Annotated in this window: 23 protein-coding genes; 8 read left to right on the top strand and 15 right to left on the bottom strand. The window is 51.1% G+C overall.

Features of this window, described 5'->3' with window-relative positions; translation table 11 throughout:
- Nucleotides 1-6: 6 nt before the first annotated feature.
- Entirely contained in the window at nt 7-1023 is a 1017-nt protein-coding gene (locus tag DFP94_RS18000; RefSeq protein ID WP_114497851.1) for an SDR family oxidoreductase, read from the bottom strand.
- Nucleotides 1024-1382: 359 nt separating this feature from the next.
- Between DFP94_RS18000 and DFP94_RS17995 the strand changes: the two genes are divergently transcribed.
- Complete coding sequence (locus tag DFP94_RS17995) at nt 1383-1622, top strand: S-layer homology domain-containing protein (protein ID WP_114497850.1); 240 nt, start codon at nt 1383-1385, stop codon at nt 1620-1622.
- A 467-nt stretch (nt 1623-2089) separates the two neighbouring features.
- Entirely contained in the window at nt 2090-2500 is a 411-nt protein-coding gene (locus DFP94_RS17990; protein WP_114497849.1) for a VOC family protein, read from the top strand.
- Nucleotides 2501-2543: 43 nt separating this feature from the next.
- On the opposite strand, the gene DFP94_RS17985 is transcribed toward DFP94_RS17990, so the two are convergent.
- Together DFP94_RS17985 and DFP94_RS17980 are read right to left on the bottom strand one after the other, a co-directional pair.
- Complete coding sequence (locus tag DFP94_RS17985; RefSeq protein WP_114497923.1) at nt 2544-3053, bottom strand: methylated-DNA--[protein]-cysteine S-methyltransferase; 510 nt, start codon at nt 3051-3053, stop codon at nt 2544-2546.
- Between the two features lie 14 nt (nt 3054-3067).
- Nucleotides 3068-3643, bottom strand: coding sequence for a bifunctional transcriptional activator/DNA repair enzyme AdaA (locus tag DFP94_RS17980; RefSeq protein WP_114497848.1), 576 nt, complete (start codon nt 3641-3643; stop codon nt 3068-3070).
- Nucleotides 3644-4017: 374 nt separating this feature from the next.
- Between DFP94_RS17980 and DFP94_RS17975 the strand changes: the two genes are divergently transcribed.
- The gene (locus DFP94_RS17975; protein ID WP_114497847.1) at nt 4018-4752 is read left to right on the top strand and encodes a glycosyltransferase family 2 protein; all 735 of its coding nucleotides are present in this window, start codon (nt 4018-4020) and stop codon (nt 4750-4752) included.
- Nucleotides 4749-5480, top strand: coding sequence for a glycosyltransferase family 2 protein (locus tag DFP94_RS17970; protein WP_342768263.1), 732 nt, complete (start codon nt 4749-4751; stop codon nt 5478-5480). The genes DFP94_RS17975 and DFP94_RS17970 overlap by 4 nt, the downstream gene beginning before the upstream one ends.
- A gap of 92 nt (nt 5481-5572) precedes the next feature.
- On the opposite strand, the gene DFP94_RS17965 is transcribed toward DFP94_RS17970, so the two are convergent.
- Entirely contained in the window at nt 5573-6115 is a 543-nt protein-coding gene (locus DFP94_RS17965; protein ID WP_114497845.1) for a hypothetical protein, read from the bottom strand.
- 96 nt (nt 6116-6211) lie between these two features.
- On the opposite strand from DFP94_RS17965, the gene DFP94_RS17960 reads away from it, so the two are divergent.
- Complete coding sequence (locus DFP94_RS17960; protein ID WP_114497844.1) at nt 6212-7126, top strand: phosphatidate cytidylyltransferase; 915 nt, start codon at nt 6212-6214, stop codon at nt 7124-7126.
- Nucleotides 7127-7241: 115 nt separating this feature from the next.
- Nucleotides 7242-9107 (top strand): sialate O-acetylesterase, encoded by a 1866-nt coding sequence (locus DFP94_RS17955; protein WP_114497843.1) that lies wholly within the window; start codon nt 7242-7244, stop codon nt 9105-9107.
- A gap of 85 nt (nt 9108-9192) precedes the next feature.
- On the opposite strand, the gene DFP94_RS17950 is transcribed toward DFP94_RS17955, so the two are convergent.
- Both DFP94_RS17950 and DFP94_RS17945 read right to left on the bottom strand, forming a co-directional pair.
- Complete coding sequence (locus DFP94_RS17950; RefSeq protein ID WP_114497842.1) at nt 9193-11583, bottom strand: GH36-type glycosyl hydrolase domain-containing protein; 2391 nt, start codon at nt 11581-11583, stop codon at nt 9193-9195.
- A 256-nt stretch (nt 11584-11839) separates the two neighbouring features.
- Nucleotides 11840-13306 (bottom strand): protein adenylyltransferase SelO, encoded by a 1467-nt coding sequence (locus tag DFP94_RS17945; RefSeq protein WP_114497922.1) that lies wholly within the window; start codon nt 13304-13306, stop codon nt 11840-11842.
- Nucleotides 13307-13719: 413 nt separating this feature from the next.
- On the opposite strand from DFP94_RS17945, the gene DFP94_RS17940 reads away from it, so the two are divergent.
- Nucleotides 13720-16239 carry an S-layer homology domain-containing protein gene (locus DFP94_RS17940; protein ID WP_114497841.1) on the top strand — a complete coding sequence of 840 codons (2520 nt, stop codon included), beginning with the start codon at nt 13720-13722 and terminating at the stop codon, nt 16237-16239.
- A gap of 41 nt (nt 16240-16280) precedes the next feature.
- Nucleotides 16281-16796: a translation initiation factor IF-3 gene (infC, locus tag DFP94_RS17935; protein ID WP_114497840.1), complete on the top strand. Its 516-nt coding sequence runs from the start codon at nt 16281-16283 to the stop codon at nt 16794-16796.
- 104 nt (nt 16797-16900) lie between these two features.
- On the opposite strand, the gene DFP94_RS17930 is transcribed toward infC, so the two are convergent.
- The 9 genes from DFP94_RS17930 to DFP94_RS17890 form a co-directional block, all read right to left on the bottom strand.
- On the bottom strand, nt 16901-18211 hold the full coding sequence (locus tag DFP94_RS17930; protein WP_114497839.1) for a hemolysin family protein: 1311 nt from the start codon (nt 18209-18211) through the stop codon (nt 16901-16903).
- A 35-nt stretch (nt 18212-18246) separates the two neighbouring features.
- Nucleotides 18247-19023, bottom strand: coding sequence for a TerC family protein (locus DFP94_RS17925; RefSeq protein ID WP_114497838.1), 777 nt, complete (start codon nt 19021-19023; stop codon nt 18247-18249).
- A gap of 365 nt (nt 19024-19388) precedes the next feature.
- Nucleotides 19389-20396, bottom strand: coding sequence for a FecCD family ABC transporter permease (locus DFP94_RS17920; RefSeq protein WP_114497837.1), 1008 nt, complete (start codon nt 20394-20396; stop codon nt 19389-19391).
- A complete protein-coding gene (locus DFP94_RS17915; protein WP_114497921.1) occupies nt 20393-21403 on the bottom strand; it encodes a FecCD family ABC transporter permease in 1011 nt (336 codons plus the stop codon). The genes DFP94_RS17920 and DFP94_RS17915 overlap by 4 nt, the downstream gene beginning before the upstream one ends.
- Nucleotides 21403-22368, bottom strand: a complete 966-nt coding sequence (locus tag DFP94_RS17910) for an iron-hydroxamate ABC transporter substrate-binding protein (RefSeq protein ID WP_114497836.1) — start codon at nt 22366-22368, stop codon at nt 21403-21405. Before DFP94_RS17910 ends, DFP94_RS17915 begins: the two co-directional genes overlap by 1 nt.
- Before the next feature lie 178 nt (nt 22369-22546).
- Nucleotides 22547-23038, bottom strand: coding sequence for a pyridoxamine 5'-phosphate oxidase family protein (locus tag DFP94_RS17905; RefSeq protein WP_114497835.1), 492 nt, complete (start codon nt 23036-23038; stop codon nt 22547-22549).
- A 203-nt stretch (nt 23039-23241) separates the two neighbouring features.
- Nucleotides 23242-24273 (bottom strand): NADH:flavin oxidoreductase/NADH oxidase, encoded by a 1032-nt coding sequence (locus tag DFP94_RS17900; protein WP_114497834.1) that lies wholly within the window; start codon nt 24271-24273, stop codon nt 23242-23244.
- A 114-nt stretch (nt 24274-24387) separates the two neighbouring features.
- Entirely contained in the window at nt 24388-24825 is a 438-nt protein-coding gene (locus DFP94_RS17895) for a MarR family winged helix-turn-helix transcriptional regulator (protein WP_245954941.1), read from the bottom strand.
- 74 nt (nt 24826-24899) lie between these two features.
- The gene (locus DFP94_RS17890) at nt 24900-25595 is read right to left on the bottom strand and encodes a response regulator transcription factor (RefSeq protein ID WP_114497832.1); all 696 of its coding nucleotides are present in this window, start codon (nt 25593-25595) and stop codon (nt 24900-24902) included.
- Nucleotides 25596-25603 lie beyond the last annotated feature (8 nt).

The raw sequence follows: 25603 nt of genomic DNA, 5'->3' as shown, positions 1-25603 counted from the left end.
CACATTCTATTCTAAAATGGATTTCGCAGCCGTCTCCAACGCACCGATCACTTTGTCGCACCAGGCATCGAATTCCGGATCCTCCACCTGATGCTCGGGATGGGTCCGAATGTAATGTATCGTTTGCTTGATGCCCTGGTCTACCCGCGTAGTTGCGACAAATCCGGGAACGAGCCGCTTCAGCTTGGCATTGTCGAACACGACGGTATTCGCTTTATCTCCAAGCAGCCCGCCCCTTAAATCCTCTTTGCTGCAAGCCGCCAAAAATTCCGAAGATACATGGACCGCATGCAGTTTCACACCAAGAGCGTCCGCAATGACCTCGTAAATCTGATTCCAGGTCACGCTTTCGTCCGAGGTAATATGAACGGATTCGCCGATGGCATGAATATTGCCCATCAGGCCGATGAAGCCTTTGGCGAAATCGCTATTATGCGTCAAGGTCCATAAGGAGGTTCCGTCCCCATGAATGATGACCGGCTTGTTCTCCAGCATCCGTTTAGCCACTTGCCAAGAGCCCTTGCCCCCGTGCACGCCAAGCGGGATGAAACGCTCATCATAAGTGTGGCTCGGCCTAATGATCGTGACCGGAAAACCTTGCTCACGGTACTGTTTCATTAAGTATTCTTCACAGGATATTTTATTTCTGGAATAGGCCCAGTAGGGGTTCGATAGCGGCGTACCTTCCGTAATTCTGTAATCGGATAAAGGCGTTTGATAGGCGGACGCCGAACTGATGAACATGAATTGCTTGGTTTTTCCGTGGAACAGACGGTAATCCCTTTCCAGTTGAGCCGGTTCAAAAGCGATGAAATCGGCCACGACATCGAACGTATGGTTCTCGATCAGCTTTGCTACTTCGGCCTCCTGATTGATATCTGCCTGGATGATTTGAATATTGGCCGGTAAATTCTCGTTCCGGCTGCCCCGGTTCAGGAGATAAAGCTCGCAGCCGTCTTCAGCCAGCTGTCTTGTAATAGCCGAACTAATAGTTCCCGTTCCTCCGATAAATAGCGCCTTCAAATAATCCCCTCCAAGTAGTATGCCCTGGTCCTTACTTCCTTATGGTATCACTCTTCGGACGATCCATCTATTTGTGAATATTTTTACATTTATAGCAATTATTAAATTTTATCCCTTATTTATAATATCCCCCCCTTCTCATTTCCTGGGCGAGGTTCCATGATTAAATTGGTGAACTTTCTATGAACACTCACACTTCTCAAAGAGAGGGGGAAGCTGGCGACTGCATTTCGTACCGGAAAGACCATTCATGTCAAAGGAGGCTGATAACCTTTCGTAACTTTCAAAGTGAAGTGACCGTACGATGCTATCAAGAATCCCGCATACATCCGATCCAAGTAGCTTGAGCAGCTTTTGAATTGAAATCTATAAATAAATATGCCGGTCAGAAGAATGAAGCGACAGGGTCCACGCTGGACAAATTTAAAGATAAGGGTAAGGTATCCCCATTCGCCCGGGAAGCTATGGCCTGGATGGTGAGCCATAATATCATCCGCGGCTTGTCGGTTGATGAACTGGCACCGCAAGCCCACGTAACCCGGGAGCAAATCGTCGTGACCATCATGAGAACGCTCCGTGCTTTAAATTTGGCTGATTAAACCAAGATTGATCCAACGAGCAATAAGCAAAGGATCTTCTCTGCTGAAATAGCGCCCTTTTTGGACGCTATTTCGCGCTTTTGGGTCATGTAGCATGAAATAGCGGATTTTGGGGACCTTATTTTCGCCGGAAATGACCATTTGAAGCTGCTTTGGCAGGTTTACATTAAAATAATGACCTAAAAGGACACTATTTCTCTATGCCTGCCCCATCCGAGGAAATAAGGACCCAAAAGGTCGTTATTGAGACATGAAGAAGATGGAAGGACAGGGTTACTCGACAAAACGGAGTGCCCCCTCGGGAGGAACTCCGTTTATATTTTGGAGGGGGGTTACGGATTACAAATTACAAGGCAGCGGCGGCCTGACTTAGCAACGAGCCCAATTCGGATTGAATATATAGAATTTCTTAACGCTGGACTCGCCAATAATAACCTGAACCTAATTTCGAGAGGATGTGTTGAGGGATGGCCAAATTAACCCCGTATTTCTATTCCGAGGACGCCAGAACGCAGGCGCAATTTTATGTACAAGCGCTCGGCGGGGATATCCATGAACAAATGACCTACGGACAAGCTCCCGGCACGGATGAAGCGCTCAAAGACAAAATCATTCATATGTCCTTCACCGCCGCGGGCGTAAGCTTCTTTATCGCCGATACCATTCATGAACCGCCGGGGCACAGCAGCGGGCATGATTTAAACCTGGAGTTCAAAAGCGAAGCGGAAGCCCGCGAGGCGTTTGCCAAACTGTCGAAGGGCGGCACAGTCATCATGCCGCTGGAGAAGCAATTCTGGGGCACCCTGTTCGGCCGCCTGGAAGACAAGTTCGGCATCAAGTGGCAGATCAGTACGGAAGCCCAAGGAAAACCGGAATAATTCCGGCGGAACCAGCCACGAAATGCAAAGAACCCTTTCCAAATCACGACGGAAAGGGTTCCTGTTTTGCAAAATGGGCAACTACCCGGGCCTCGTGCCGGAGCAGCCACTCTTTTCGCCACAACCCGCCGGCATATCCCGTTAACTGCCCGCTGGCGCCAATAATCCGGTGGCAAGGGATCACGATGCTCAGTTTGTTCTTTCCGTTGGCGCTGCCGACGGCCCGGATCGCTTTTTCATTGCCTATGGATACCGCTATGTCTTTATAAGAACCTGTCTGCGCATAAGGGATACCGGTCAATGCCTGCCAGACGGTCCTTTGAAAATCGGTGCCTTCATAGCTGTAGGGGAAGGAAAAAGTGAGGCGTTCCCCCTTGAAATATTCATCGATTTGCTCAAAACACTCCTCCAAAGCCCGCGGGGTATGCTCCTGGATCCTATTTTCCGCCGTCTCCCGATCACAAAACAGGATCGAATAAACGGCCTCCTCCGTGCCTAAAATCTCTATCACCCCAATCGGCGATTCGTAATCCAGCTTATGCACTCTTTTCATTGCGGGGCTCCCTCTCATGGCCTACTCTCCATTCTTACATGCGTACGATATTCATTAGGCGAACAATGCTTCAGACGGCGGAATGCCTTATAGAAATTAGAAGGACTCTGAAAGCCCGTTTCATAACAAATCTCAAGATTAGTCCAATTGGTGCTGATTATCAGATGCGACGCCTTATCGATTCGAATTTTCTCCAAATAGGTGCGCGGAGTTTCCGCCGTCTCCTGTTTAAACAAACGTTCCAGGTGAAAAGAACTTACCCCGACATGATCGGCAATATCCTGCAAGACCAGTCTTTGTTTGTAGTGGTTGACCAAAAACTGAATCGTATCCGTGATGACTCCGGTATGCGGGGAATGCTCCACTTCGGGCTGGCATCTTTTGCAGGCACGAAACCCGGCTTGTTCAACCTGGCGAATGCCAAAGTAAAAGGCCACGTTTTCCTTTTTGGGCTTTCTGGACCTGCAGGACGGACGGCAAAAGATTTTGGTCGTTTTCACTGCCGTATAAAATAACCCGTCATAGGTTGGATCACAAGCCATAATCTTTTCCCACATTTCGTCAAAAGAAAGCTCCAGTTGCTGCTCCATCCGTTCTCCTCCCCTTCCCGAAGCCTAAAGCCCCACGCTGTAGCTACCTGATTCGCCGCGTTGTGAATCTATATTAACAAGAATCCGTCGCTCTTTTCATCCTCATTCTTGCGCTTATAGTCCTTTAGGAAAAGAAAGCCTCCCATTATTTCTGACATTAATAGGTACAAATCACTCTACGATATTTATATACTATAAATTTGAAGCATTATCCTGTTTTCATTCGAAATTTTTAAGCTGTATAAGACCGAAAAGGCGCTTACCACAAGCCCTTGTGCTTATTCTTCATTTTGTGGATATGCCGTTACCCTTGCTTGCCCCTAACATATTGTGAAGTAGACACTATCGAATATCACGATAAGGGGAGCGATGTAATGGGAGCCGGCCCAAGAAACGCCAGAAGACCGCAGGGAGTTTCCATTATTACCTGCACGAACCGCAAAGGGTATTTAAAGAACCTGTTTCACAATTTTGCCAGACAGACCTACCCCCACAAAGAACTTATTATTATTGTTAATAGCAGCAAAATATCTCTTGCACCCTATGAACAATTAGCGAGAAAGCATCGGAACATCCACGTATACCGCATTCCGGGACGATTTCCTCTAGGTACCTGTTTGAATTACGGTGTCAAACAGGCGAAATACAATTATATCGCCAAATTTGATGATGATGATTACTACGCCCCCCGCTACTTGAAGGACAGCCTCCGAGCATTTCGAAGAACGAACGCCGATGTCATTGGAAAGCGGTCGCACTATATGTATTTGCGCGGATCAAAAACGCTTATTCTCCGTTTTCCGGGGGATGAGAACCGTCCCGTAGCCCAGCTTCCCGGTGCCACGCTCGTCATTAAACGGAAAGTGTTGGATCATGTGCGATTCCCCAATAGAAGTCTCGGCGAAGACGATGCTTTTTGCCTGAGAAGCAGGAAGAGAGGATACAAAGTTTATTCGGGAAGCAGATTTCATTTTGCGGCGGTGCGCAGAAAGAACTCGGCCAATCATACGTGGGTCATTAGCGACCGGGAGCTGATCGCTTACCACAAGGTAATACCCGGTGTCCGAAATTACAAGAAATTCGTACGAAGAAACCGAAAGGGCGTATGATTATGCCGCGTCCACTCCGAGCTCGCGGTAAACATGGCGTCTCCATCATTACTTGCACCAAACGGCCGTACTGCATGAGATCCCTTTTTAGAAACTACGGAAGACAAAGTTATGGAAACAAAGAGCTGATCGTCATCTTGAATAACAAAAATTTGAAGGTGAGCGAATACAAAAAGGCCGCGGCGAACTATAAAAACGTTAGAATTTATAGCTTGCCGGATCATGTATCGCTTGGCAGCTGCCTTAATTATGGAGTCGGGCTATCCAAATACGGCTTCATTGCCAAATTCGACGATGACGATTATTATGCTCCGGGCTACTTGGGCGACAGTGTCCGCACTCTCATAAAATCGAAAGCCGATATCGCGGGAAAAAGGTCCCATTATATGAGTCTGAGCGGGAAAAAGATACTTCTTCATCGTTACAATAACAAGGCGAATCAATATGTGCCTGTCGTTCAGGGAGCCACCCTGCTCGTAAAACGGCATGTGTTCGGCAAAGTCCGCTTCCCCGATCAAACCCGGGGGGAATGCGTACGGTTTTGTTCCAGGAGCCGCGCCAAGGGCTTTAAAATTTATTCGGGAAGTCCGTCCAACTTTCTCGCCATGCGCAGAAGCAACTCCAAGGATCATACCTGGATCGTCAGCAACAGGACGCTTTTAACCCGGCATGTGAAGGTCCTGAAAGTAACGAATAAATTAAGATTCGTGAGCAGCGGCCGAAGCTAACCCGCTTCCGTCGTTGCCTCATCGAAGCATAAGAGCCGCAAGGGATAATCCCTTTGCGGCTCTTCTCAATTGTTATGGAGACTCCCGCACCCTTAAGGCCCGGGTTTGTACTGACTCAATTTCCCTTCATAGATCAATCGCAGCCGTTCGCTCTGCCGGAAATCATCCGGCGTCACCAGCGCGGGCAGCTTATTCCATAGCTTGATCCCGGACCGCTCCAATATTTCCGCGACGAATTGCGAGCAAAAATAGGAATTGCTGAATTCGACCGGTTCTTTTAGCGCGATGCCGATCACGCCTAGAATATTGTATATATACTTGTTGTGCTTGCGTATAAATAGCTGCAGAACCCGCTTCATTTTCTCGACTTCCCTGTCGGTGACGTGCAGTTCGTAGATGACGCAGGTCGTATTCGGATACTTGCTGAACGTCCCTGTCGAGATGTCCTCCTTCACGAACCCGCCGTTCAAAGGGTTGTTCGGGTTCTTTCTTCCGAAGCTGTACAGCTCCGAAAGTTCCCGGTTAAAGGAAATCGAAGCATGATTATAGGGTGCTCTCGTGTAGCCTTGAATCATTTTCGTAAAAAGCGTCCCCGTATTCGTTAGCAAGATAAAAATCGAGCGATCAGCTACCATTTACGAAATTTCCCCTTATCAAGTTTGGACTATTCCTTCATAATAACATAGGAACCCTTTCCTGGAATCCTATCTTGCGACAAGTGGGTGATTGCAATGAACAGCTTGCTATTCACGTTAATTATCATATTCGGGGCCTTGGCCTCCATCCATGTGATTTATTTTTTTACGGGCAGAGCGCGCCCGGACAAAGACTACTCGGCCTTTGGAAGCCGCCTTAGAACCTGGTGGGGCATGTTTTTGATCCTTTGCCTGGCCACCTTGTTCAACCCGGTCGTGTCCCTGCTTGCCCTCATGATCCTCTCTTTCTTTGCCCTGAAGGAATACTTCGCCATGATTCGCTCCAGAAAGGCCGACCGCAGACTGTTTCTGTGGGCGTATTTGTCCATTCCCGTGCAATTTTACTGGATTTATATTGAATGGTACGGTATGTTTATCATTTTTATCCCGGTTTATGTATTTCTGCTTCTTCCGCTCCCCCGGATGATTAACAAAGGAACGGTCGGGTTTCTGCGCAGCGTCAGCCGGGTCCAATGGGGACTCATGCTGATGGTGTTCGGTCTCAGTCACCTGGCCTATTATCAATTCGCTACGCCGCAATATGGCGCGGGGCTGGTCCTTTTCCTCGTGGTGCTGACGCAGCTGAACGATATCGTGCACTACCTGGCCTCGGTCTCCTTCGGAAAGCGGAAAGTCGTACCTACCGCCAACCCGCATTTGACCTGGGAAGGCTTCGCCTGCGCATTTATCCTGACTACGGTAACGTCCTATCTCATCTACCCGTATCTGACGCCGCTTGATCCGCTGTTCGGATTCTTGTCCGGCATGCTGATCAGCGCGAGCGGCTTTTTCGGCAGCCTGACGGTTTCCGTGCTGAAGCGGGATATGTTGATCGGCGATGACGATAAGTCCCATGCCTTGAAAAAGAGCTACTTAAGCCTGGTCGACACCTTAACCTACACCTCGCCGGTCTTTTTCCACGTCATCCGTTATTTCTTTGATTTTATGTAACCGGAATTCTAAAGCGTACCAAATTAACCCCTGCCCCCTGTCGGAAGGAGATCGCGCGAAGACCAGCGAATGAAATACAGATCAACTCAGCTACCCTTCTGAAAGGTGGAGAACCATGAACTTATCCAGTATCCTGAGTGATGGCATGGTACTGCAACGGAATGCGAAAGTAAACTTGTGGGGAAAGACCGACGGTCCCCAAGAGGTACGGATTTCCTTTCTCGGAAAAGTATATGAAACCAAATCGGGCCCAAATGGGAAGTGGCGGATTACGCTGGAGAAATCGGAGTCGGGAGGCCCGTTTGAGATGATCATTTCCGCTGGCGGCCAAGACACCGTAATTCGCGATATTCTCATCGGCGATGTGTGGGTGCTTGGCGGGCAATCCAATATGGAACTGCCTGTCCGGAGAACGCTGGATTTGCTGGAAGATGAGGTAAAAACCGTAAACCTGCCGATGACCCGCCAGTTCTCGGTGCCTCAGCGCTACAATTTCCATGGCCCCCAACAAGAGCTGACCGGAGGCCGATGGACTCATGCCGTTCCCGGCGATGTGCTGAATTTTAGCGCGGCCGGCTTCTTTTTTGCCAAAGAATTATATGAAAAGTACCGGGTGCCTATCGGCTTGATTCTAACCGCGGTTGGCGGTACGCCGATTGAATCCTGGATCAGCGAGTCGACGCTCCGGCAAATCGGCGGGTATGAAGCTGTATTGGAACAATGCAAAGACGATGCATATGTAAGCGATACCAAGCGGAGAGACGAGGAGCGTAACCACACTTGGTATACACATCTAAATGACACAGACTTGGGGTTGAAAGAGGGTTGGTACGCCGAATCCTGGAATACGGCCGACTGGGCGGATTTCGAGCTTCCGGGCTCTTGGGAAGCCAGTGAGCTGGAGCCGGTGCGGGGAGCCGTCTGGTTCAGAAAAGAATTCGATCTGCCTGCTTCCGTGCTGCTGAACGGTGAGGCTCGCTTGAAGCTCGGTACGGTCGTCGATGCCGATGATACCTATATCAACGGCACGCTCATCGGCAGCACAGGATACATGTATCCGCCGCGGCGGTATACCATTCCGGAAGGACTGTTGAAGCCCGGGACAAATACCATCGCCGTGCGCGTCATCAGTACTCACAACACAGGCGGATTTATTAAAGATATGCCCTATAAGCTAATTACCGGTACTGACGGGCAAGAGATCGATCTGCAAGGGGGATGGAAATACCGGGTGGGCGCGGTCACGGAAACCTTGGAGTCCCAGACCTTCTTCCAGTATATGCCTTCAGGCAATTACAATGGGATGATCTCGCCTTTACGAAACTATCTGATCAAAGGGGTAGCCTGGTACCAAGGAGAATCTAATACGGGGCATCCGGCCGGATATGGCGATCTGTTCGAAGCGATGGTTACGGATTGGCGCGCCAATTGGAATATCGGCGATTTCCCGTTTGTGTTCACGCAGCTCGCCAATCTGGGGCCGGAGGATGATCGCCAGTACGACTGGGCCGAACTCCGGGAGGAACAAAGAAAGGGGCTGAAGATTCCGGGCACCGCCATGGCCGTCGCGATGGATATCGGCGAATATAACGATCTGCACCCGCAGGACAAAAAGACGCTGGGTCAACGGCTGTCTCTTTGCGCCAGAAAAATCGCGTATGACGAGGAACTGGTATATAGCGGCCCGATGTTCACTCATATGGAGCATGCCGGCGACGCCATCCACCTGCATTTCGACCAGACCGGCAACGGGCTCATCACGCGAAACGGCGATGGCGAAGTCCGGGGATTCAGGGTATACGGTTCCGACGGAGTTTTTGTGCCTGCCGAGGCCGTTATAGACGGCGACATCGTCATCGTCACGCATAACTCGATCAAGCAACCGGTTCACGTGCGATATGCCTGGTCAAATAATCCGGCCAGTGCCAATTTGTATAACGCGGAAGGGTTGCCGGCCGTGCCGTTTACTACCGAATCCTAACCCGATGCGGCGATAAAAAGCTCTCCGATCCGTTATGAAACCGGCGGATCGGAGAGCTTCTTTCTATTCTGCATTGAAATTCAGGCTACACCGTCTCCGGCAATCTCACCAGGATGCTATACTCGGTATCCGGGGTTATATTTCTGAGGATACCCTCCTCCAGATATATTCCGTCGGCGTAGACCTCGGTAGATTGAACGCCGGGTTCCCGCTTCATCTCGATCACAAGCTTTGCCCCCCGGAAATCCCGGGTGACTGTAGCTTCGCTCCATTCGGAAGGAAGCTGCGGGTGGATTCGGATGCCCTCGGGAGTTCCTTGAACCCCGAACAGGCCGTCAATCAGGCAGCGGTACACCCACGGCACCGTGCCCGTATTGAACAAATGGCTGGACCGCCCGGCCGTACGGGGGAATTGCCGGTAAGCTCCGCGGTAATAGTTCGGAATGAAGACCGGCAACTGGCCGCGCTGGACGATATCCTCCATCGTTGGTCCCGGGAGCATTTTTCTCAGCAGGCGATACGCATTGTCCTTCTCGCCTACGGCGTACAGCGCGTAAATATAGAATGCCGCAGCATGATTATAGACGGCGCCATTTTCGGCCGATCCCGGATGCTTCTGGGTAACCCGGCCCACGTCCTCCCGCATCGAAGTGTAGGAGGGTGCCAGCTTTTCAACCCCGTACGGCGTTTCCAGCTGCTCGGTCACCGCGCGCATCAGCTTCTCCTTCTTCTCCGGATCTGCAGCGCCGCTAAGCAGCGACCAGCCTTGGGGATTGATGAAAATCCGGCCTTCCCGGTCCGAACTGATCCCGAACACCACGTTGTCATCCGTGATCCCCCGGGCGTACCATTCGCCATCCCATAAATAGCGGTTAATGACCTCGTTGGTGGCTTCCGCCGCCGCCCGGTATTCCTTGGCGACCTCCGCCTGCCCGCCGCGTTCACAGATATCCGCCCATACCTTGAATGCATAAGCGGTAGCGATAGTCAGCCATCCCGACACGCCTTTGCCTTTGTAACCCACCATATTCATCGGGTCGCACCAGTCGCCCTGGTTGATATAGTTCAATCCCCGCTCATCCCGGTCGCTTGCAAGCCACCGCATCGCTTTATGAATATGCTCGAGAACGGTTTCCGTTTTGCTCTCTGTCCCGTCGGCATAAGGAAGCTTTTCATCCAAAATTGCATAGTCGTTGCTTTCATCCAAATAAGTGCTAAGGCAAATGGGAAGCCAAACGCAATGATCCGTATGCGGAACCTGATTAATGTATTTCAGCTCGGCATCCTGATGAAGAATAATTCCGTCCGGCATCGAACCGTTCGACTTTTGCTGGCTCAGCGCAATGAGGAAGGCTTCCCGGGCCAAGCGCGGTTTAATATAACTCATCCCCATGTGGTCCTGAAGGAAATTTCGGGTTTGGGGATCGGTCGTAAGACGATTCGTTTGCCCATGATAATACACTTGCCGAGGCAGCCATTGATTCACGAAATTATCGAGGTCGGGATCCGGGGTCTTGATTTCGATGCACCCTTTGCCCTCCCGGATGTACTGATCATATTCCCGCTCCGCCATCGCGAAGCCGTCCTCGCCGTTCGCGTTATCCTTTATAAAATATTCGCTGCGGATTTGCGCGACCTGTTCCTCGTTCTTGGCCGGTCCGAAAATAAACCGGTAGGCTTCCTCTTCGCCCGGCGACAGATGTATCCGATACTGCAGGGCGCCCGCCGGCGTTTCGTACCGCGCGTCCCCTTTGGACAGCTCCGCTTCGCGGAGGGCCGACGGTCCCGTAATCCCGCCTTCCCCTTCAAATACTTCCTGGTTCACTTCCCAGGCAACCGGTTTGCGGTCCGCCAGCAAGAAGGTTTTATCGCTGAATTCTTTGATTTTGGCGTAATCCTGATATTTTTGATAAGGCGTAATGGAAGAACAGACTATCGCTTGCAGCTCCTCATGATACTCCCCGGACTGATTCATCCAGGACATATAACCGACCGTGAAGTAGGGATAAATGCTCAATATTCTCTGCTTTTGCGAAAGGTTGGTCACCTTCACGCGCCAAAGCTCCATCGGATCCTCTTTAGGCAGACTCAGGCTCATTTCGATGAGAACGCCGCCGCATTCCACCTGCCACACGATGCTGCTCTTTCCCACGGCAAAGGTATAGCGATCCGCCGGAACGCGGACAGGCTCGTAGGGCGCCGAAAAAATCTCCCCGCTCTCCTCGTCCTTCACGTACACGAAACGGCCGGGATGATGAGCATAGTAAGGCTGCTCGGGCTGCATAAACGTCTTCGCTTCCAGATTCGGCGCATGCGAATATTTCGCCGGTTCCGGCTGCATGTACTGAGCCACCGCATATCCCCGGCAGTTCATATGAATCATCATCTTCTCGTTCCATAGAAACCCGGAAGCCTTCGGAAGAAGGGTTGGGCTATCAAGTTCATAAAACTCCTGATTTTCCGACGCTCTGATCATCATATACCTCTTTTCCATATAGTCTTCGAAATGAAGTTGCAGATTGGAAGTATGATTGACGGTAGGGTTCTATCAATCCGCTGGGATTCTCTAGTGTATTATACTATACGGCGTTCTGGTTCAGACAATCGATATGCTCGTAAATAGCAAAAAAGAGCACCCGAATAAGGTGCTCTTTGGGGCAAGGCCAGATCCAACGGGCTTGCCGATTCGCTTCCAATTTCGGCCGACAAACAAACCGCTCTGCGCTTCTTGATCAGGTGCCACAGAATGTCCTGTAAGCACAGGCCGATTGCGGAGGCAGTTCGGCGTATTCCGCCTGCTCGGGCGAGTGCGCGAACGGATTCGAGAGGACTTCGAGAAGCCGCTCTACCACGCTGTAGTCCCCCTGCTTCTCCGCAGCTTCCAGCGCCTCTTCCACCCGGTAATTGCGGGGAATGACCGCCGGATTGCTGCCGCGCATTAGCTTAAGCCGGGAAGCCTCGTCCTCCTGCTGTCTGCCAATTCTCGCGTGCCACTGTTCCTGCCAGCGGGCGAACTCCTCGGCACTGAACAAAGCATTGTTCTCTGAAGGACCAAACGTCAGCGCGACAAACGTATTGGTGTAGTCCGCTTGATGCTCTTTCATCAGTCTGAGAAGGTCTTTGATCAGCGCTTCATCCTCCGGCTCTTCATGGAACAGGCCCAGTTTGGCCCTCATCCCCGCCAGCCAATTCCGGTGGAACAATTCGGCGAATCCCTCCAGCGCGTCCTCGGCCACTTTGATAGCCTTATCTTCATCTTCATCGAGAAGCGGCAACAGGCTTTCCGCCAACCTCGCCAGATTCCACGCTGCAATTTTCGGCTGATTGCCATAAGCATAGCGGCCATGGCGGTCGATGGAGCTAAATACCGTTGCCGGATCATAGGCATCCATGAAGGCGCATGGTCCATAGTCGATCGTCTCCCCGCTAAGGGTCATGTTGTCGGTGTTCATGACTCCGTGCACGAATCCTACGAGCTGCCACTGGGCGATTAGCCTCGCCTGGCGCTCGATCACTTTCTTGAGCAAGGCAAGATAGCGGTGATCCTCTCTCTCCGCTTCGGGGTAATGCCTTTGGATCGTATAATCGGCCAGCGCCCGGAGATCGTCGATCCCCCGCTGCGCGGCGTATTGAAAAGTGCCGACTCGAATATGGCTGGCAGCAACCCGGGTCAGAATCGCACCGGGGAGGTCTTCTTCCCGGATGACGGGCTGGCCGGTCGATACCACCGCCAGGCTTCGCGTCGTAGGAATGCCTAGCGCGTGCATCGCTTCGCTGATGATGTATTCCCGCAGCATCGGGCCGAGCGCGGCCCGGCCATCGCCCGAACGGGAATAGGGCGTTCTTCCCGCGCCTTTTAGCTGAATGTCCACCCGCTCATCCGAAGGGGTGATTTGCTCGCCTAGCAGGATTGCCCGACCGTCGCCCAGCATCGTAAAGTAGCCGAATTGGTGTCCGGCATAGGCCTGAGCCAGCGGCAGCGCCCCCTCCGGCACCTCATTGCCCGCCAGTACGGCTACGCCGTCTTCGCTTTGCAGCACCTGGATGTCAAGGCCCATTGATTCGGCCAACGAGTGATTCAGTTTCGCCAACTTCGGGTCGCGCACCGGGGTCGGCGGAAGCTCGGCAAAAAAGGAGTCAGGCAAAGTAGCGTAACTGTTATCGAAATTCCATCCTGCTTCCGTTATTTTGTGCATCATGAGTTCTCCTTTTGGCTTCTGCATGTTTATTTCTTCATGTTCTAATACATAAAACAAAATGCATCGGATTGTAAAGGTGACCGGATATTTTGAATTCCGCGCCGGTATTCCTTTTTTCGAATAACTCAGTTTCACTCCTGTTACAATCCCCCATCTTTAAAAACAACATACCCTTTTATAGCAACCTTAGCTAACCTTCTTGCTTTGAACAACGACAAGAAGCGCTTCCCGGTTAAAAAGCACCTCTTGGTTAATTTCGAAACCTATTTCGTTGCAGGAAGCTGGAAGAGGGTATGGGTACGCGTCCTCTCTTTTGTTTTTTGATGGAATTTTTAACTATATTTATTTTCAGATTGTAATTATAATTATTTATAGACTGCAATTTATTGTAAATTTGAAAGGAGGGACTTCATGTGAAGAAGCTGAGCGCTTCATTGATCTGTATGCTGATTATCGCATTGCTCTTTCAACAAGAGGTGTATGCGATGTCGATCTTCGTCAAAACATTAACCGGCAAAACTATCACAATTGAAGCGGATAGCCAAGAGACCATTCTACAGGTAAAACAGAAATTATCCGATAAAGAGGGCATTCCCATAGATCAGCAAAGGCTCATCTTTGCCGGAAAGCAGTTGGAGGACGACCGGACGTTAGCGGACTATAACATTCAAGCGGAGTCTACGCTGCATTTGGTGCTACGGCTGCGCAATCCGGTTCTGAATGGCCTGGCTATTAATCACGGAGCTTTGTCCCCCGAATTCGATCCCACGATTCAGCAATACAGCGCTAGCGTGACTAACGAAACAAACTCCGTCCGGGTTTCGGCCAAGGCTGCGGACGAAACGGCCCCGGTAAAAATCAACGAGATCAGCGGAACCGAGGCGGATGTGTCGTTAATCGCGGGAAACAATGTAATCACGGTTAGCGTAACTTCACCCACCGATAGCGAAAACACAAGCATTTACACGATCACCGTAAACCGTGCGGCTCCCGCGCCGATTACCGGCTTAGCTCTCGCAGGCAAAACAGCCACGACCGTCACGCTAAACTGGCCGGTTGCAAGTAATGCTACCCGGATCGCAATTGAACAAACCCCGGCGGGCGAGAACAACTGGGCGTCGGCGGTAACGGAATCCCTTGCCGCGGATGCAACTACGGCTACCGTTACAGGGTTGACTGCCGTAACAGCTTACGATTTCCGGCTTGTCGTCACCGGTGGCGCCAATGAAGGAACTTCCAACACCGTAACCGTCACGACAGAAGCTCTGCTCGTTAACGCGGAAACCCCTGTGATAAGCTTGCAGCCGATGGACCAAACGTTGAACGCGGGCGGCAACGCCTCGCCTTTAAGCGTTGCGGCAGCCGTGAATGACGGCGGAACGCTAAGCTTCCAATGGTACCGGAACGATAAGAACGAAATCACCGGAGGCACGGCGATCAACGGAGCAACCGGCCCATCCTATTTACCACCGACCGCATCCGCAGGCGTGACTTATTATTACGTCACGGTAACCAACACGAACAACGGCGCGACAGGCAACAAGATGGCAACGGCGGCAAGTAACGCCGCGAAAGTAACGATTCAGGCAGTTCAACCGCCGGGCAATAGCAATAACAATCCGACTCCTGTCGTCTCATCAACGCAGACTCCGCTAAAACCTCAAAACCAGCCGGAAAGCCAAGCGGACATCACCTTCAAGATCAACGGAAAACCGGCGGATATCGGAACCGTATCATTTACGGAAGCAGACGGTCAAAGGATTGCAACGATAGGGTTGGATTACGATAAGCTCCGCGTTAACCTTGCAAATGCGGATGAAGTTACAGTAACGATTGGCGTCACCTCCCGCTTGGACGGTGTTATCGCCGAAATGAACGAACCGCTGGCCGCCTTCATGAAAGAGAAGCAGGCCTTAGTCGTACTGGATACCAAACAAGGGGTGTTCACGCTACCCGTCCGGCAGTTAAATCTTGACGCATTCTTTCAGCAGCTAGAAAAGGACCAGGCGCTGCAAGACGTCAAATTGCAGATCGAAATTTCCAAAGCCAAAGCCGCCAAAGTCCAGTCCGCAGAAAAGACGGCGACCGGCAATGCCTTTGAGCTAATAACGCCGCCAACCAATTTTTCGCTTAGAGGCGTGTTGGGGAGTAAGGTTATCGACATCCCGGATTTAGGTAATTACGTGAAGCGGGACATTCCTATTTCGGATGGCATAGATCCAAGCGGAATTGCGACCGGCGTGTCCATCGGTTCCGACGGTACTGTCCGTCATGTTCCGACCACTTTCATTCAGGTTGACGGCAAAAATTACGCCAGACTGCACAGCAGAAACGGCGGAACGTACGCATTGATCTCGCACCCGGTCCAATTTAATGACGTGGCCAATCACTGGGCCAAGGAAGCCATTCAACGTTTAGGCTCCAAACTTATCCTTGAGGGGAACGATTCGGGAGGGTTCGGTCCAAACGAGGCAGTCACCCGCGCCGAATTTACGGCGATGCTTGTCCGTGCCTTGGCGCTTGAGCCGGGCGATAGTTACCCGGAGTTTTCTGACATGAAGACGGGCAGCTGGTATAATAACGACATCAGCGCCGCCGTCGCTTACCGGCTGATCGACGGTTTTGAAGACGGTACGTTCCGTCCGGACGACCCAATCACCCGCGAACAGGCCATGGTCATTGTAGCCGAAGCTATGAAGCTTACCGGCCTGGATTCCAAGCTCTCTGGACCGGCAACGGCGGAGCAAACGCTGAGCCGATTCCAAGATGTCGCCGAAATATCGCCTTGGGCACGTAGCGGCATCGCGGCCAGCGTGTCGGCCGGTATGGTTTCCGGAAGAAACGCGGGGGAACTTGTACCGAAGGCTTATGTGTCCAGAGCCGAAGTCGCACTAATTATAGAGCGCCTGTTAAAGAAATCCGGGCTTATGTAGAATAGAAACAGCAAGATGAAGTTATAGGAGGATTTACAAAAGTGGCCGTACTCATCAACGAACAAATCAAAGCATCCGAAGTGGCACTTACCGGATTGAGGGGTGAAAAACTCGGCATCGTCTCCAGAGCAGAGGCACTGGCTATGGCCCGTTCCGCCGGAGCGGATTTGGTCTGCACCTCCTTAATGAGCAGCCCGCCGCCCTGCAGCCTGATGGCGAAGGGCAAAGCCAAAGCGGCCGCCCAAAAAGAAACGGCCGTACGCAAAGCGGAAACCGGCCGGGCTTCCGGCCACGGCAGCAAGGAAAAAGTCAAGGAGTTTCGCTTCACCGCCCATATCGAGGAACATGATTACGAGACGAAGCTGCGTCAAGCGGATAAGCTGCTCCGTTCCGGCAAGCCGGTTCAATGCGTAGTCAAGGCTTCCGGCGCAAAGGAAGCCGTCGCCGCGAAAGCGGTTCTGGAGCGGCTGCTCGCCGATCTGAAAGAAGTCGGCGTGAAAGAATCCGGCATCCAAACGAGCGGCAAAGGCTCTCAGGTAAAGGTGAATCCGCGATAAGACCGTTTGCATGTGCTTAAACTATGCTGCATAACAGCAGAAAGGCACCCCCTCGGGTGCCTTTTCTACTTTAACAGGGCAGCTCTCGCTGCCACTGTCATCTTCTATCTATTTTCAAGCATAACCTTCACTCCGGCAATTCTCCGGTCAACCATTTCCTGAACCTCGAAAGTGATGTTCTGGTAAGTGATTACAGGAAGCTCATTAGCACCCGGAATACGGCCGAGCTGACCGATCAAAAACCCGCTCAACGTATCGTATTCGGAAAGAGAAAGATCTACCTTCAAGATCTCCTCGACCTCATAAAGCGGCAGCGTTCCCGCCATCCAATACTGGTTATCGTCGATCTTTTTCACTTCGGTCAGGATCGTATCGGGTTCATCATGCTCATCATAAATGTTCCCGACGATCTCTTCGATCAAATCCTCAATCGTAATCATCCCGTCGGTCCCTCCGTATTCATCGATGACGACCGCCAGATGGACTTTGTTCTTCTGCATATCCTGAAACAATTGATCGGTTCGAAGAGAAGCCAAAGCATAGAAAGGTTGCCGGATTAAATTCCGCAAGTTAAAATGATCCCGGTCGCCATGCTCGATAAACCGGATCAGATCCTTGACGTGCAGTACGCCGATAATGGTATCGATATTTCCTTCATACACGGGAAATCTCGTGTACTTTTCGATATTGATGATGTGCACGGTTTCCTTCAGACTGGCGCCGGCCGGAATTCCCGCAATGTTCGTCCGATGGGTCATGATGTCCGAAACGGTCTTGTTATCGAACATGAAGATGTTGTTGATCAGTTCTTTTTCCAATTCCTGAATCGTTCCCTTTTCCTTCCCGACATCCACCATCATGCGGATTTCTTCTTCCGTCACATGCTCGTCTTCCGCATTGGGGTCGACCCCGAACAACCGAACGATCACATTCGTCGAGACATTCAACAGCCTGACGAAAGGGGAGGTTAATTTGGACAACCAGGTTAACGGGCCTGCGGCAAAAAAGGCGATGGTTTCCGCCTTCTGCAAGGCCAGCCGCTTAGGCACAAGCTCTCCAAGCACAAGCGTAAAATAAGACAGGATTAAGGTGATGACCACGGTAGATATCGTTTCAAGCAAGTTGATGTCCAGCGGCACTCCCCACTTCGTGAGGCTCTCCGCCAATCTTCCGGAGAAGCTGTCGGCGGCAAAGGCACTTGCCAGAAACCCCGCCAGCGTGATCCCGATCTGAATCGTCGCCAGAAAGTTTCCCGGCTGCTCCAATAAAGTTTGAACCAGCTTGGCTTTTTTGTTGCCCTCGCCTGCCATCAGCTTGATTTTATTATCGTTCAAGGATACAAGCGCCATCTCGGACGCCGCAAAAAATGCATTTACAAATATGAGTATGACCAAAATCAAAATTTCGGTACCCAATCAATAGCCCTCCAAATAAGATAGATTGAAATGCATTAGTGTTCTGCCGAAGACCGGTTTTTCGCCTGTTCTTTAGTCAAGAACCATCCGGCAACGCCGATGACGACCAGCACGATGTAGAAGATCAACTTCCACAGCGTAGAATGAGCAAATTCGTAAGGAATGATTCCCACATCCTCATGTCCTAGCGTCAGGACGGCGAGCTTTACGCCGACCCATCCCACAATGGCGAAAGCGGCGATTTCAAGACCCGGTCTGGAATGCAGCAGCTTGACAAACAGATTCGCGGCAAACCGCATTATAATCAGCCCGATTAATCCGCCCAAGAATACGACGATGAATTTCCCTCCGTCCATGCCGCCGATCGCGGGAAGCGTGGTGTTCGGAAGCGTCATGGCTAACGCCACGGCAGCCAAAATGGAGTCGACCGCAAAAGCGATATCCGCCAATTCCACTTTGAGCACGGTGGTCCAGAACCCGGATTGTTTCTTTTCTTTCTTTTGCTTCTCGGAAACTTTGTTCTTGAACACCACTTTCCTTATAATGTGGTTAATCGCAATGAACAATAAGTACAGCGCGCCGATGGCTTGAATTTGCCATACATCGACCAGAAACGAAATAATAAACAATGAGGCCAAACGAAATACGAAAGCTCCCAACAGTCCGTAAAAGAGCGCCTTTTTCCGTTCACTTTCAGGAAGATGCTTCACCATGATCGCAAGCACCAAAGCATTATCCGCAGCGAGCAAGCCTTCAAGCGCAACTAGTAATAACAATACCCATCCGTACTCGAATAAAATCGAAAGATCCATAAAGTTCCCGCACTCCTTTTAAATGTCTGTTATTTTGATATCGTTCCCTAAACTCCAAAAATCCAATTTCAAAAAAAGCCCAAATTCCGGATGCTCCTCTCTCCTTCTTATAAACAGTCTAAAAAAACAAAAAACCTTCACCGAGATCGGCAAAGGTTTCTAAAACTAGAAAAGACCTTTGCCCAGTAACAGGCAAAGGTCTTGCTAACAACGAAATTCGTCGCCAACAAAGCCGGGAGATTACTGCCTCCGAATTGACGACTTTGTTGTAAAAGCTACTCCCCTTTTAGGAAGACTATTTAGTTTTCATTTAATTAATTTTAAATATAAGCTATTCACTGGGGATTGTCAAAGGAAATCTGATCTTATTTTTTTAATAACAGATAGATAAAATAGGGAGCCCCGATTAAGGCAACCATAATGCCTGCCGCGATCCCGTCGGGAGGAAAGAGATTGCGTCCGATCGTGTCCGCGACCAGCAGCAGCCAGCCTCCGGTCAGAATGGCAACCGGAATAAACAGCTGATTCCTCGGACCGACCAAGCTTCTCGCGATATGCGGCGCCATCAACCCGATAAATGAAATCGACCCGGTAATGGATACGGCTGAAGCTGCCAAGGCGACCGCCGCCGCAAGCAAAACCATACGGTCGCGTTCTACTCGCACCCCGGTGCCGATGGCTACGGTCTCGCCCAGATTAAGCAGGTTCAATTGCTTGGTCTTGAACAGCGTGACCGGAATCAGGACGATGAGCCAGGGAAGCAGCGCTAGGATAAACGGCCAGTCCGAGCCCCAAATTCCTCCGGCAAGCCAGCTGTAGATAAAGTCTACTTTTTCGCGAGATGCCGAAGAGACCAGCACGACCATGAGGCCCGACATGGCCATGGAGAAACAAACGCCGACCAGAACCAGTCTCACCGGCTGAAGGCCGGTTTGCCGGTCATAAGAGAATAAATAGATCAGCGCAGAGGCAACAAACGCCCCGGCAAAGGCGACTACCGGAAGCAAATAGGCGAACACGCCCGCCTCAATCGGGAAGAACAGGAAATATACCGCGACGGCCATACCGGCCCCGGTATTAATGCCGAGCAATCCGGGATCGGCCAAATCGTTGCGGGTCACTCCCTGCAAGATCGAGCCGGACAACGCCAGTGCCATTCCAGCCAGCACGGTGACGATAATTCGCGGGAGGCGGATCGAAAACAGAATAAATTCTTCTTTGAACGTCCCCTGCCCGAACAGGGTCGGAAAAATCCGGCTAAAGGACAGGCTGGAAGCCCCCAGTCCGGCTCCAACCCCCATCATAATCAAAATAAGTACAAACAGCGCAACTAACACCAGCCGCTGTTTCTTTACCATCGTCATTGTTTTCATGAGAAGGACTTGCCTCCCTTCTTGATCACCATCAGAAAGAAGGGCAGACCCATAACGGCCCCGATGGCCGCAATCGGGATTTCAAAGGGCGGGTTGAGATTTCGGGACAAGGTGTCCGCTAACAACATCAAAATCGCGCCCATAATGACGGACATAGGAACAATCCGCCGGTAATCCGTGCCCACAATAGCCCGCACGATATGCGGGACCATCAAGCCGATAAATACCATATTGCCGACAAGGGCGACGGCGGCTCCGGCCAGAACGATATTGACCACAAATAATACGGCTTTGATCCGGTGAATCCGCTGGCCCAGGCCCGCGGCGACCTCTTCGCTCAAGCTCAGTACGGTAAGCTGTCTGGAGAGCAGCAGAGCCGTGACGATTCCGATCAGGATTAACGGTACGATCAACTTAAGCTGCAGCCAAGACGTCCCGTTCAACCCGCCTGCCGTCCACATCGACACATCCTTGGATTTTTGAAAATACAGGCCGACCCCATCCGCTACGGCATATAAAAAGGTGGATACAGCGGCTCCGGCAAGAACGAATTTGATGGGGCTAAGTCCGCCCCTTCGGGCTGCGCCGATGCCAAAAACGATGACGGAACCGGCCGCGGCGCCGATGAAACAGGCCGATATGACTCCGCCATAGCCCACGGCGGGAAGAAAAGCCATCGTAATGGCAAGCGCCGCATTGGCGCCGGAGGTCAATCCGAGCAGCCCCGGATCGGCCAGCGGATTCCGCGTGATCCCCTGCATAATCGAGCCGGAAACGGCAAGCGCCGCCCCGACAAGGGCGGCAGCGACTTCCCGCGGCAGACGAATCTCCCGGATCATCGTCAATGTATCTGTAGACTGGCTTGACGTCAAGGCAAGCCACACCTCATGAATCGAGGTGTGGGCCGCTCCAAAAACCATGGCGATCAGGAACATGCCGATCAACCCCGCCGAAGCGACGATAAGCCGAAGCGTAAAAGAGACTCTGCGCGATTTGGGACGGGACATCATGACTCGGCCAGCAAGGCATCCTTGAAAATATTCAGCAAATAATCAAGCGTAATCGGATCACTGTAGGAGGATGCTTCCGTGTCAATCTCAATAACGCGGTTGTTCTTGACGGCAGGGATGTTTTTCCAAGTATCGGTGCTCAAGAATGAATTGTCCCCTGCAGCATTTTTACTGAGTACGATGTAATCGCCGGCAAACTGTGGGAGCACCTCCAGCGACAGCGTATAGTATCCCGGACCCAGGGCGTTTTCTTTGACCTTCTCCGGCATGCCTAGACCCATGGCTTGATACAGAATCTCCGTGCCGCGCGCCCAGTTGTTTCCGAAGACATAAAGGTTCTTGGCATCATATTCGAAGACGGATACCGTCACGTTCTCGCCCAGCTTGGCCTTAATTTCCTTGCCGGCCGCTTCGGTGCGCTGTTTAAAATCATCGATCCAAGCCTGGGCTTCCTTCTCCTTATTCAGCAATTTGCCGATTTCGAGCTGCTGTTCCAAATAGTCGAGCTTACCCCATGTGTAGACAACCGTTGGAGCGATTTCCTGTAATTTATCAAGATTCTTCATATACGATCCGGCAATAATCAAATCCGGTTCAAGCTCGATGATCTTCTCCAGGCTTTCATCGGAGACAATCTCAACGCCCTCTAATTTATCCGTAAAAAGAGGATTCTTGTTCGTCCATTCATCGACGCCGACGAGCGTTCCTCCCAGCGAGAGAATGTTAGGCGCGTTCGTAAGCCCGACGATCCGCTGCGGGTTGGCCGGTACTTCGATCGGTCCGGTTTCGGAGTTATACGTGATCGTACCCGAATTCTGTTCCGTATTGGCCGATTTGTTCGTATTCGCCGTTTGGTTTGCATTCGTTGCCGGCTCTTGCGTTTCCGCAGGTGCCGCCCCCTTGCCGCAACCGCTGACCACAAGTACCAATAATAGAATGATAGGGATGAACAATTTCTTCATGCGCGTGATCTCCTTTAAACCGTATGTGATCGATAATGATTCTCAATATCATTTTCTAATCATAGGATCTAACTTGGTGAATGTCAATATAGATTTTGATCCGGCAGAGGCAGATTACGAACAAGAGCCGTCCCGGGGGTTTCCCTTCCCGGAACGGCTCTTAGGGTTGATTCATCTTCTATTCAAAGTCGACAGTCTTGTTTAAATTGGGATCTTTCTTGCCGGCTCCCGTCAGCTTGGAAAATAGCCGCATCACCATTTTAACCGGATTGCCCGTTTCCCAATACTCGGCCGTATCGGCTTTGACCTTGATCAAAACCAGGTTCGGATCGTCGCTGGAGGTTTCCAGCAGCTTCTCGTATGCGACGTTCCAGAACTCCCTGACCTTGTCCGGACTCTGCACCAACTCGGCTTCTCCCCGGATCGACACGTAAGATTTATCCACATAAGCCACATTGACCGTCGGATTCCGGAGAATCTCCCGGTATTTGTTCGTATCTTTCTTGGTCAGGAACCACAGGTCACCGTCGAACTCAACCTCCTGGGTCTTCATCGGACGAGAAACCAACCCTTCTCCCGTCACGGTTGTCAGCATGGCGGTATCGATTCCTTTGATCAAATCCCTGACCTTTTCAATCGCTTCCTGGTTTGCTGTTTGAGCATTGGACATGTGTCTTCACTCCATTTAGCTAGTTTGGTGAACCGTCTTCACCGTTATATTAAACAACTGCCCGCAAAATTAACCCTGCGGTATGATTATTGTTTATTCTCAACCCTGTCAGTATGGAGCCCGCAAAAAAGCCTGCGTTCCATCTCTTCATGGAAGCAGGCTTTTTTCAAATTCCCTATGTGTAATTCAGTAAATCCGATTCATTACGCTCTAGGAAATCCGGTAACGAGCTGCCGAGGGATCAGATCGCCTTGCCCGAGCTTCACGGAGGCTTCCAGCGTCCAGAACGGATTTCTCAGCATGCCTCTTCCCACGGCGACCAAATCCGCATCTTCGTTTCCGATCACGGCATTGGCGAGCACGGGTTCATCCAGTCTTCCGACCGCAATCACCGGCACGTTCAGCGCCTGCTTGATGTCTCTGGCCAGCGGTACTTGATACGCCGCATGGGTGCCCGGTCTGCCCCAAGCCGCGATCGGCCCTTCTCCGCCTGCACTGATATGGAACATGTCTACGCCAGCCTCTTGATAGGCTTTCGAAATGGCAATGCTCTCTTGAATGCCATATCCGCCTTCTACATATTCTTGGGCGGAAATCCGCAGAATCAGCGGCATATCGGCAGGCATTTCGCTCTTCGCGGCCTGAATGACTTCTTTTCCGAACAGGGTCAAATCCTGCCCGTACTCATCGGTTCTTTGATTCGTCAGCGGCGAATGGAACTGGTGAATCAGGTAACCGTGAGCGCCGTGAAGTTCAATCGTATCAAAGCCGGCTTGGACGGCGCGTCTGACGGCCAGGCGGAATTTCTCCACCATCTCCTTCACTTCATCCGTAGTAAGAGCTCTAGGCGTCTTGGATTTCTCGTCGAAAGGAATCGCCGAAGGGGCAACCGGAACGGCGGCATCCTCCGCTTTCCGTCCGGCATGGGCGATTTGAATGCCCGCTTTCGCTCCGTGCTGGTGAATGGCATCCACAATGCGGGCCAAGGCCGGAACTTGTTCATCGGACCACAAGCCCAGGTCATAATCGGAAATGCGCCCGTCCGGCTCGACGTCCGTCATTTCAATGATGACGAGGCCCGTGCCGCCAATGGCCCGGCTGACATAATGGTTATAGTGCCAATCGGTGGCGATTCCGTCTTTATCGGTTACGGAGTATTGGCACATCGGGGGCATAACGACGCGGTTTCTTAATTCCAATCCCTTTAAACTGTATGGACTAAACAGATGGTTCATCGTAATATCTCCTCCAATAGTAAAATGCATGCGCATGCATATAAATTATCATGCCTCAGTCTCTCCGTCAAGCATCAGGTCCCCGTGATTTTTACACTACTGTTTGTCCGCCATTTAGTTACCCTTCATAATTTGTTGCAGCAGGTTTTGGAACTTCGCGCCGGAAAATTCTTCGGCAAGTACCGCCTGGAAGGTAGGCAATGCCTTCTCCAGCTTGGCTTCTCCTATAGGCGTTATCGAAGTGTAGACGGCTCTGCGGTCCTCTTCGCAAATCGTTCTTTGCAGAGCCCCGCACCCCTTGGCCTCAAACCGGCTTACCAGCCTGGATACCGCGCTTTGGCTCAAGCCGACCATATCCTCCAATTGCTGCAACTTCAATTTTTTCTCCGGGGCCTCGGAAAGAAACAACAACAAATAAAATTCGTTCAGCGGTAACTGGTGCAGCTCTTGCAAGGCGGCTTCCAGTTTGCTTGTAATACCCATTTGCATCTGAGTTAAAGATAGCCAATTCGTCAACAGGCTATTCATTGGTTCTCTTAGTTCTCTATCCATGTTCCGATCACCTATTTTCGAGTTAGCGTTTGTTATTGTAACATTTTATCCAAAGCGGCAGCCATACTCAAGAATTACTTTCCTTTCCGTTGCGAAAGGATTTCCGGGATATGCAGCTTCCGCAATAAGGGCAGAACCTCTTGAACGCTGCTTTTGTTGAATTTCTTCAAGATGCTGTTAATTTGCGATTTCAAGGTGGAAGGCTCCACATGGCGCAGCACGCAGATTTCCTGGCGGGTATAATCCTTTATCAACAGTTCCAGAACCTCTAGCTCCGTAGGCGTAAGTTGGGTGAAAATATAAAAATTATGCAACAGGCTGTCTTCGGTAGTTTTGATCCTTTTGAATTCGCGCGTAATTTTTCCTGCGATATTGGAGTGCAAGGAGGAACGATCATGATAAGCATCCTTCACCGCATCCAGGATGGCATCCGCGGGCATATTTTTTAACAAGTAATTGGAGGCTCCAAGCTCGAAAGCGCGAAAAACGGTCTCATCGGTTTCGCATACGGTCAGCATCACAATTTTAACCTCAGGCATATAGTTTAAAATTTCCGAGGTGGCCCTAAGTCCGGCCTCCTTGTCTTCCAACTCTACATCCATTAAGATAATATCCGGCTTATTGAGCGCGGCCAGCATCGTTCCCTCATATCCGCTGGATGCACTGCCTACGCATTCGATTTGCCCATCCTTGGACAAGATCATCTGATAACGCTTACTGATTAAAGGATCATCCTCTACGATAAGCACCTTGATCTTCGGCGTACTCATGCTGCTGT

It is taken from the genome of Fontibacillus phaseoli (assembly GCF_003337355.1).
Lineage (GTDB): Bacteria > Bacillota > Bacilli > Paenibacillales > Paenibacillaceae > Fontibacillus > Fontibacillus phaseoli.
Note: the sequence above shows the minus strand (reverse complement) of the source record. Positions and strands in the feature narration are given on the sequence as shown.

Bases quoted from the DNA above. Each gene is read 5' to 3' on its own strand.
- DFP94_RS17905 (WP_114497835.1), bottom strand. From the start codon at position 23,038: ATGTCCAATGCTCAAACAGCAAACCAGGAAGCGATTGAAAAGGTCAGG.
- DFP94_RS17890 (WP_114497832.1), bottom strand. From the start codon at position 25,595: ATGAGTACGCCGAAGATCAAGGTGCTTATCGTAGAGGATGATCCTTTA.
- DFP94_RS17925 (WP_114497838.1), bottom strand. From the start codon at position 19,023: ATGGATCTTTCGATTTTATTCGAGTACGGATGGGTATTGTTATTACTA.
- DFP94_RS17955 (WP_114497843.1), top strand. From the start codon at position 7,242: ATGAACTTATCCAGTATCCTGAGTGATGGCATGGTACTGCAACGGAAT.
- DFP94_RS17910 (WP_114497836.1), bottom strand. From the start codon at position 22,368: ATGAAGAAATTGTTCATCCCTATCATTCTATTATTGGTACTTGTGGTC.
- DFP94_RS17900 (WP_114497834.1), bottom strand. From the start codon at position 24,273: ATGAACCATCTGTTTAGTCCATACAGTTTAAAGGGATTGGAATTAAGA.
- DFP94_RS17965 (WP_114497845.1), bottom strand. From the start codon at position 6,115: ATGGTAGCTGATCGCTCGATTTTTATCTTGCTAACGAATACGGGGACG.
- DFP94_RS17895 (WP_245954941.1), bottom strand. From the start codon at position 24,825: ATGGATAGAGAACTAAGAGAACCAATGAATAGCCTGTTGACGAATTGG.
- DFP94_RS17975 (WP_114497847.1), top strand. From the start codon at position 4,018: ATGGGAGCCGGCCCAAGAAACGCCAGAAGACCGCAGGGAGTTTCCATT.
- DFP94_RS17960 (WP_114497844.1), top strand. From the start codon at position 6,212: ATGAACAGCTTGCTATTCACGTTAATTATCATATTCGGGGCCTTGGCC.
- DFP94_RS17945 (WP_114497922.1), bottom strand. From the start codon at position 13,306: ATGATGCACAAAATAACGGAAGCAGGATGGAATTTCGATAACAGTTAC.
- DFP94_RS17915 (WP_114497921.1), bottom strand. From the start codon at position 21,403: ATGTCCCGTCCCAAATCGCGCAGAGTCTCTTTTACGCTTCGGCTTATC.
- DFP94_RS17990 (WP_114497849.1), top strand. From the start codon at position 2,090: ATGGCCAAATTAACCCCGTATTTCTATTCCGAGGACGCCAGAACGCAG.
- DFP94_RS17985 (WP_114497923.1), bottom strand. From the start codon at position 3,053: ATGAAAAGAGTGCATAAGCTGGATTACGAATCGCCGATTGGGGTGATA.
- DFP94_RS17920 (WP_114497837.1), bottom strand. From the start codon at position 20,396: ATGAAAACAATGACGATGGTAAAGAAACAGCGGCTGGTGTTAGTTGCG.
- DFP94_RS17970 (WP_342768263.1), top strand. From the start codon at position 4,749: ATGATTATGCCGCGTCCACTCCGAGCTCGCGGTAAACATGGCGTCTCC.
- DFP94_RS17950 (WP_114497842.1), bottom strand. From the start codon at position 11,583: ATGATCAGAGCGTCGGAAAATCAGGAGTTTTATGAACTTGATAGCCCA.
- DFP94_RS17980 (WP_114497848.1), bottom strand. From the start codon at position 3,643: ATGGAGCAGCAACTGGAGCTTTCTTTTGACGAAATGTGGGAAAAGATT.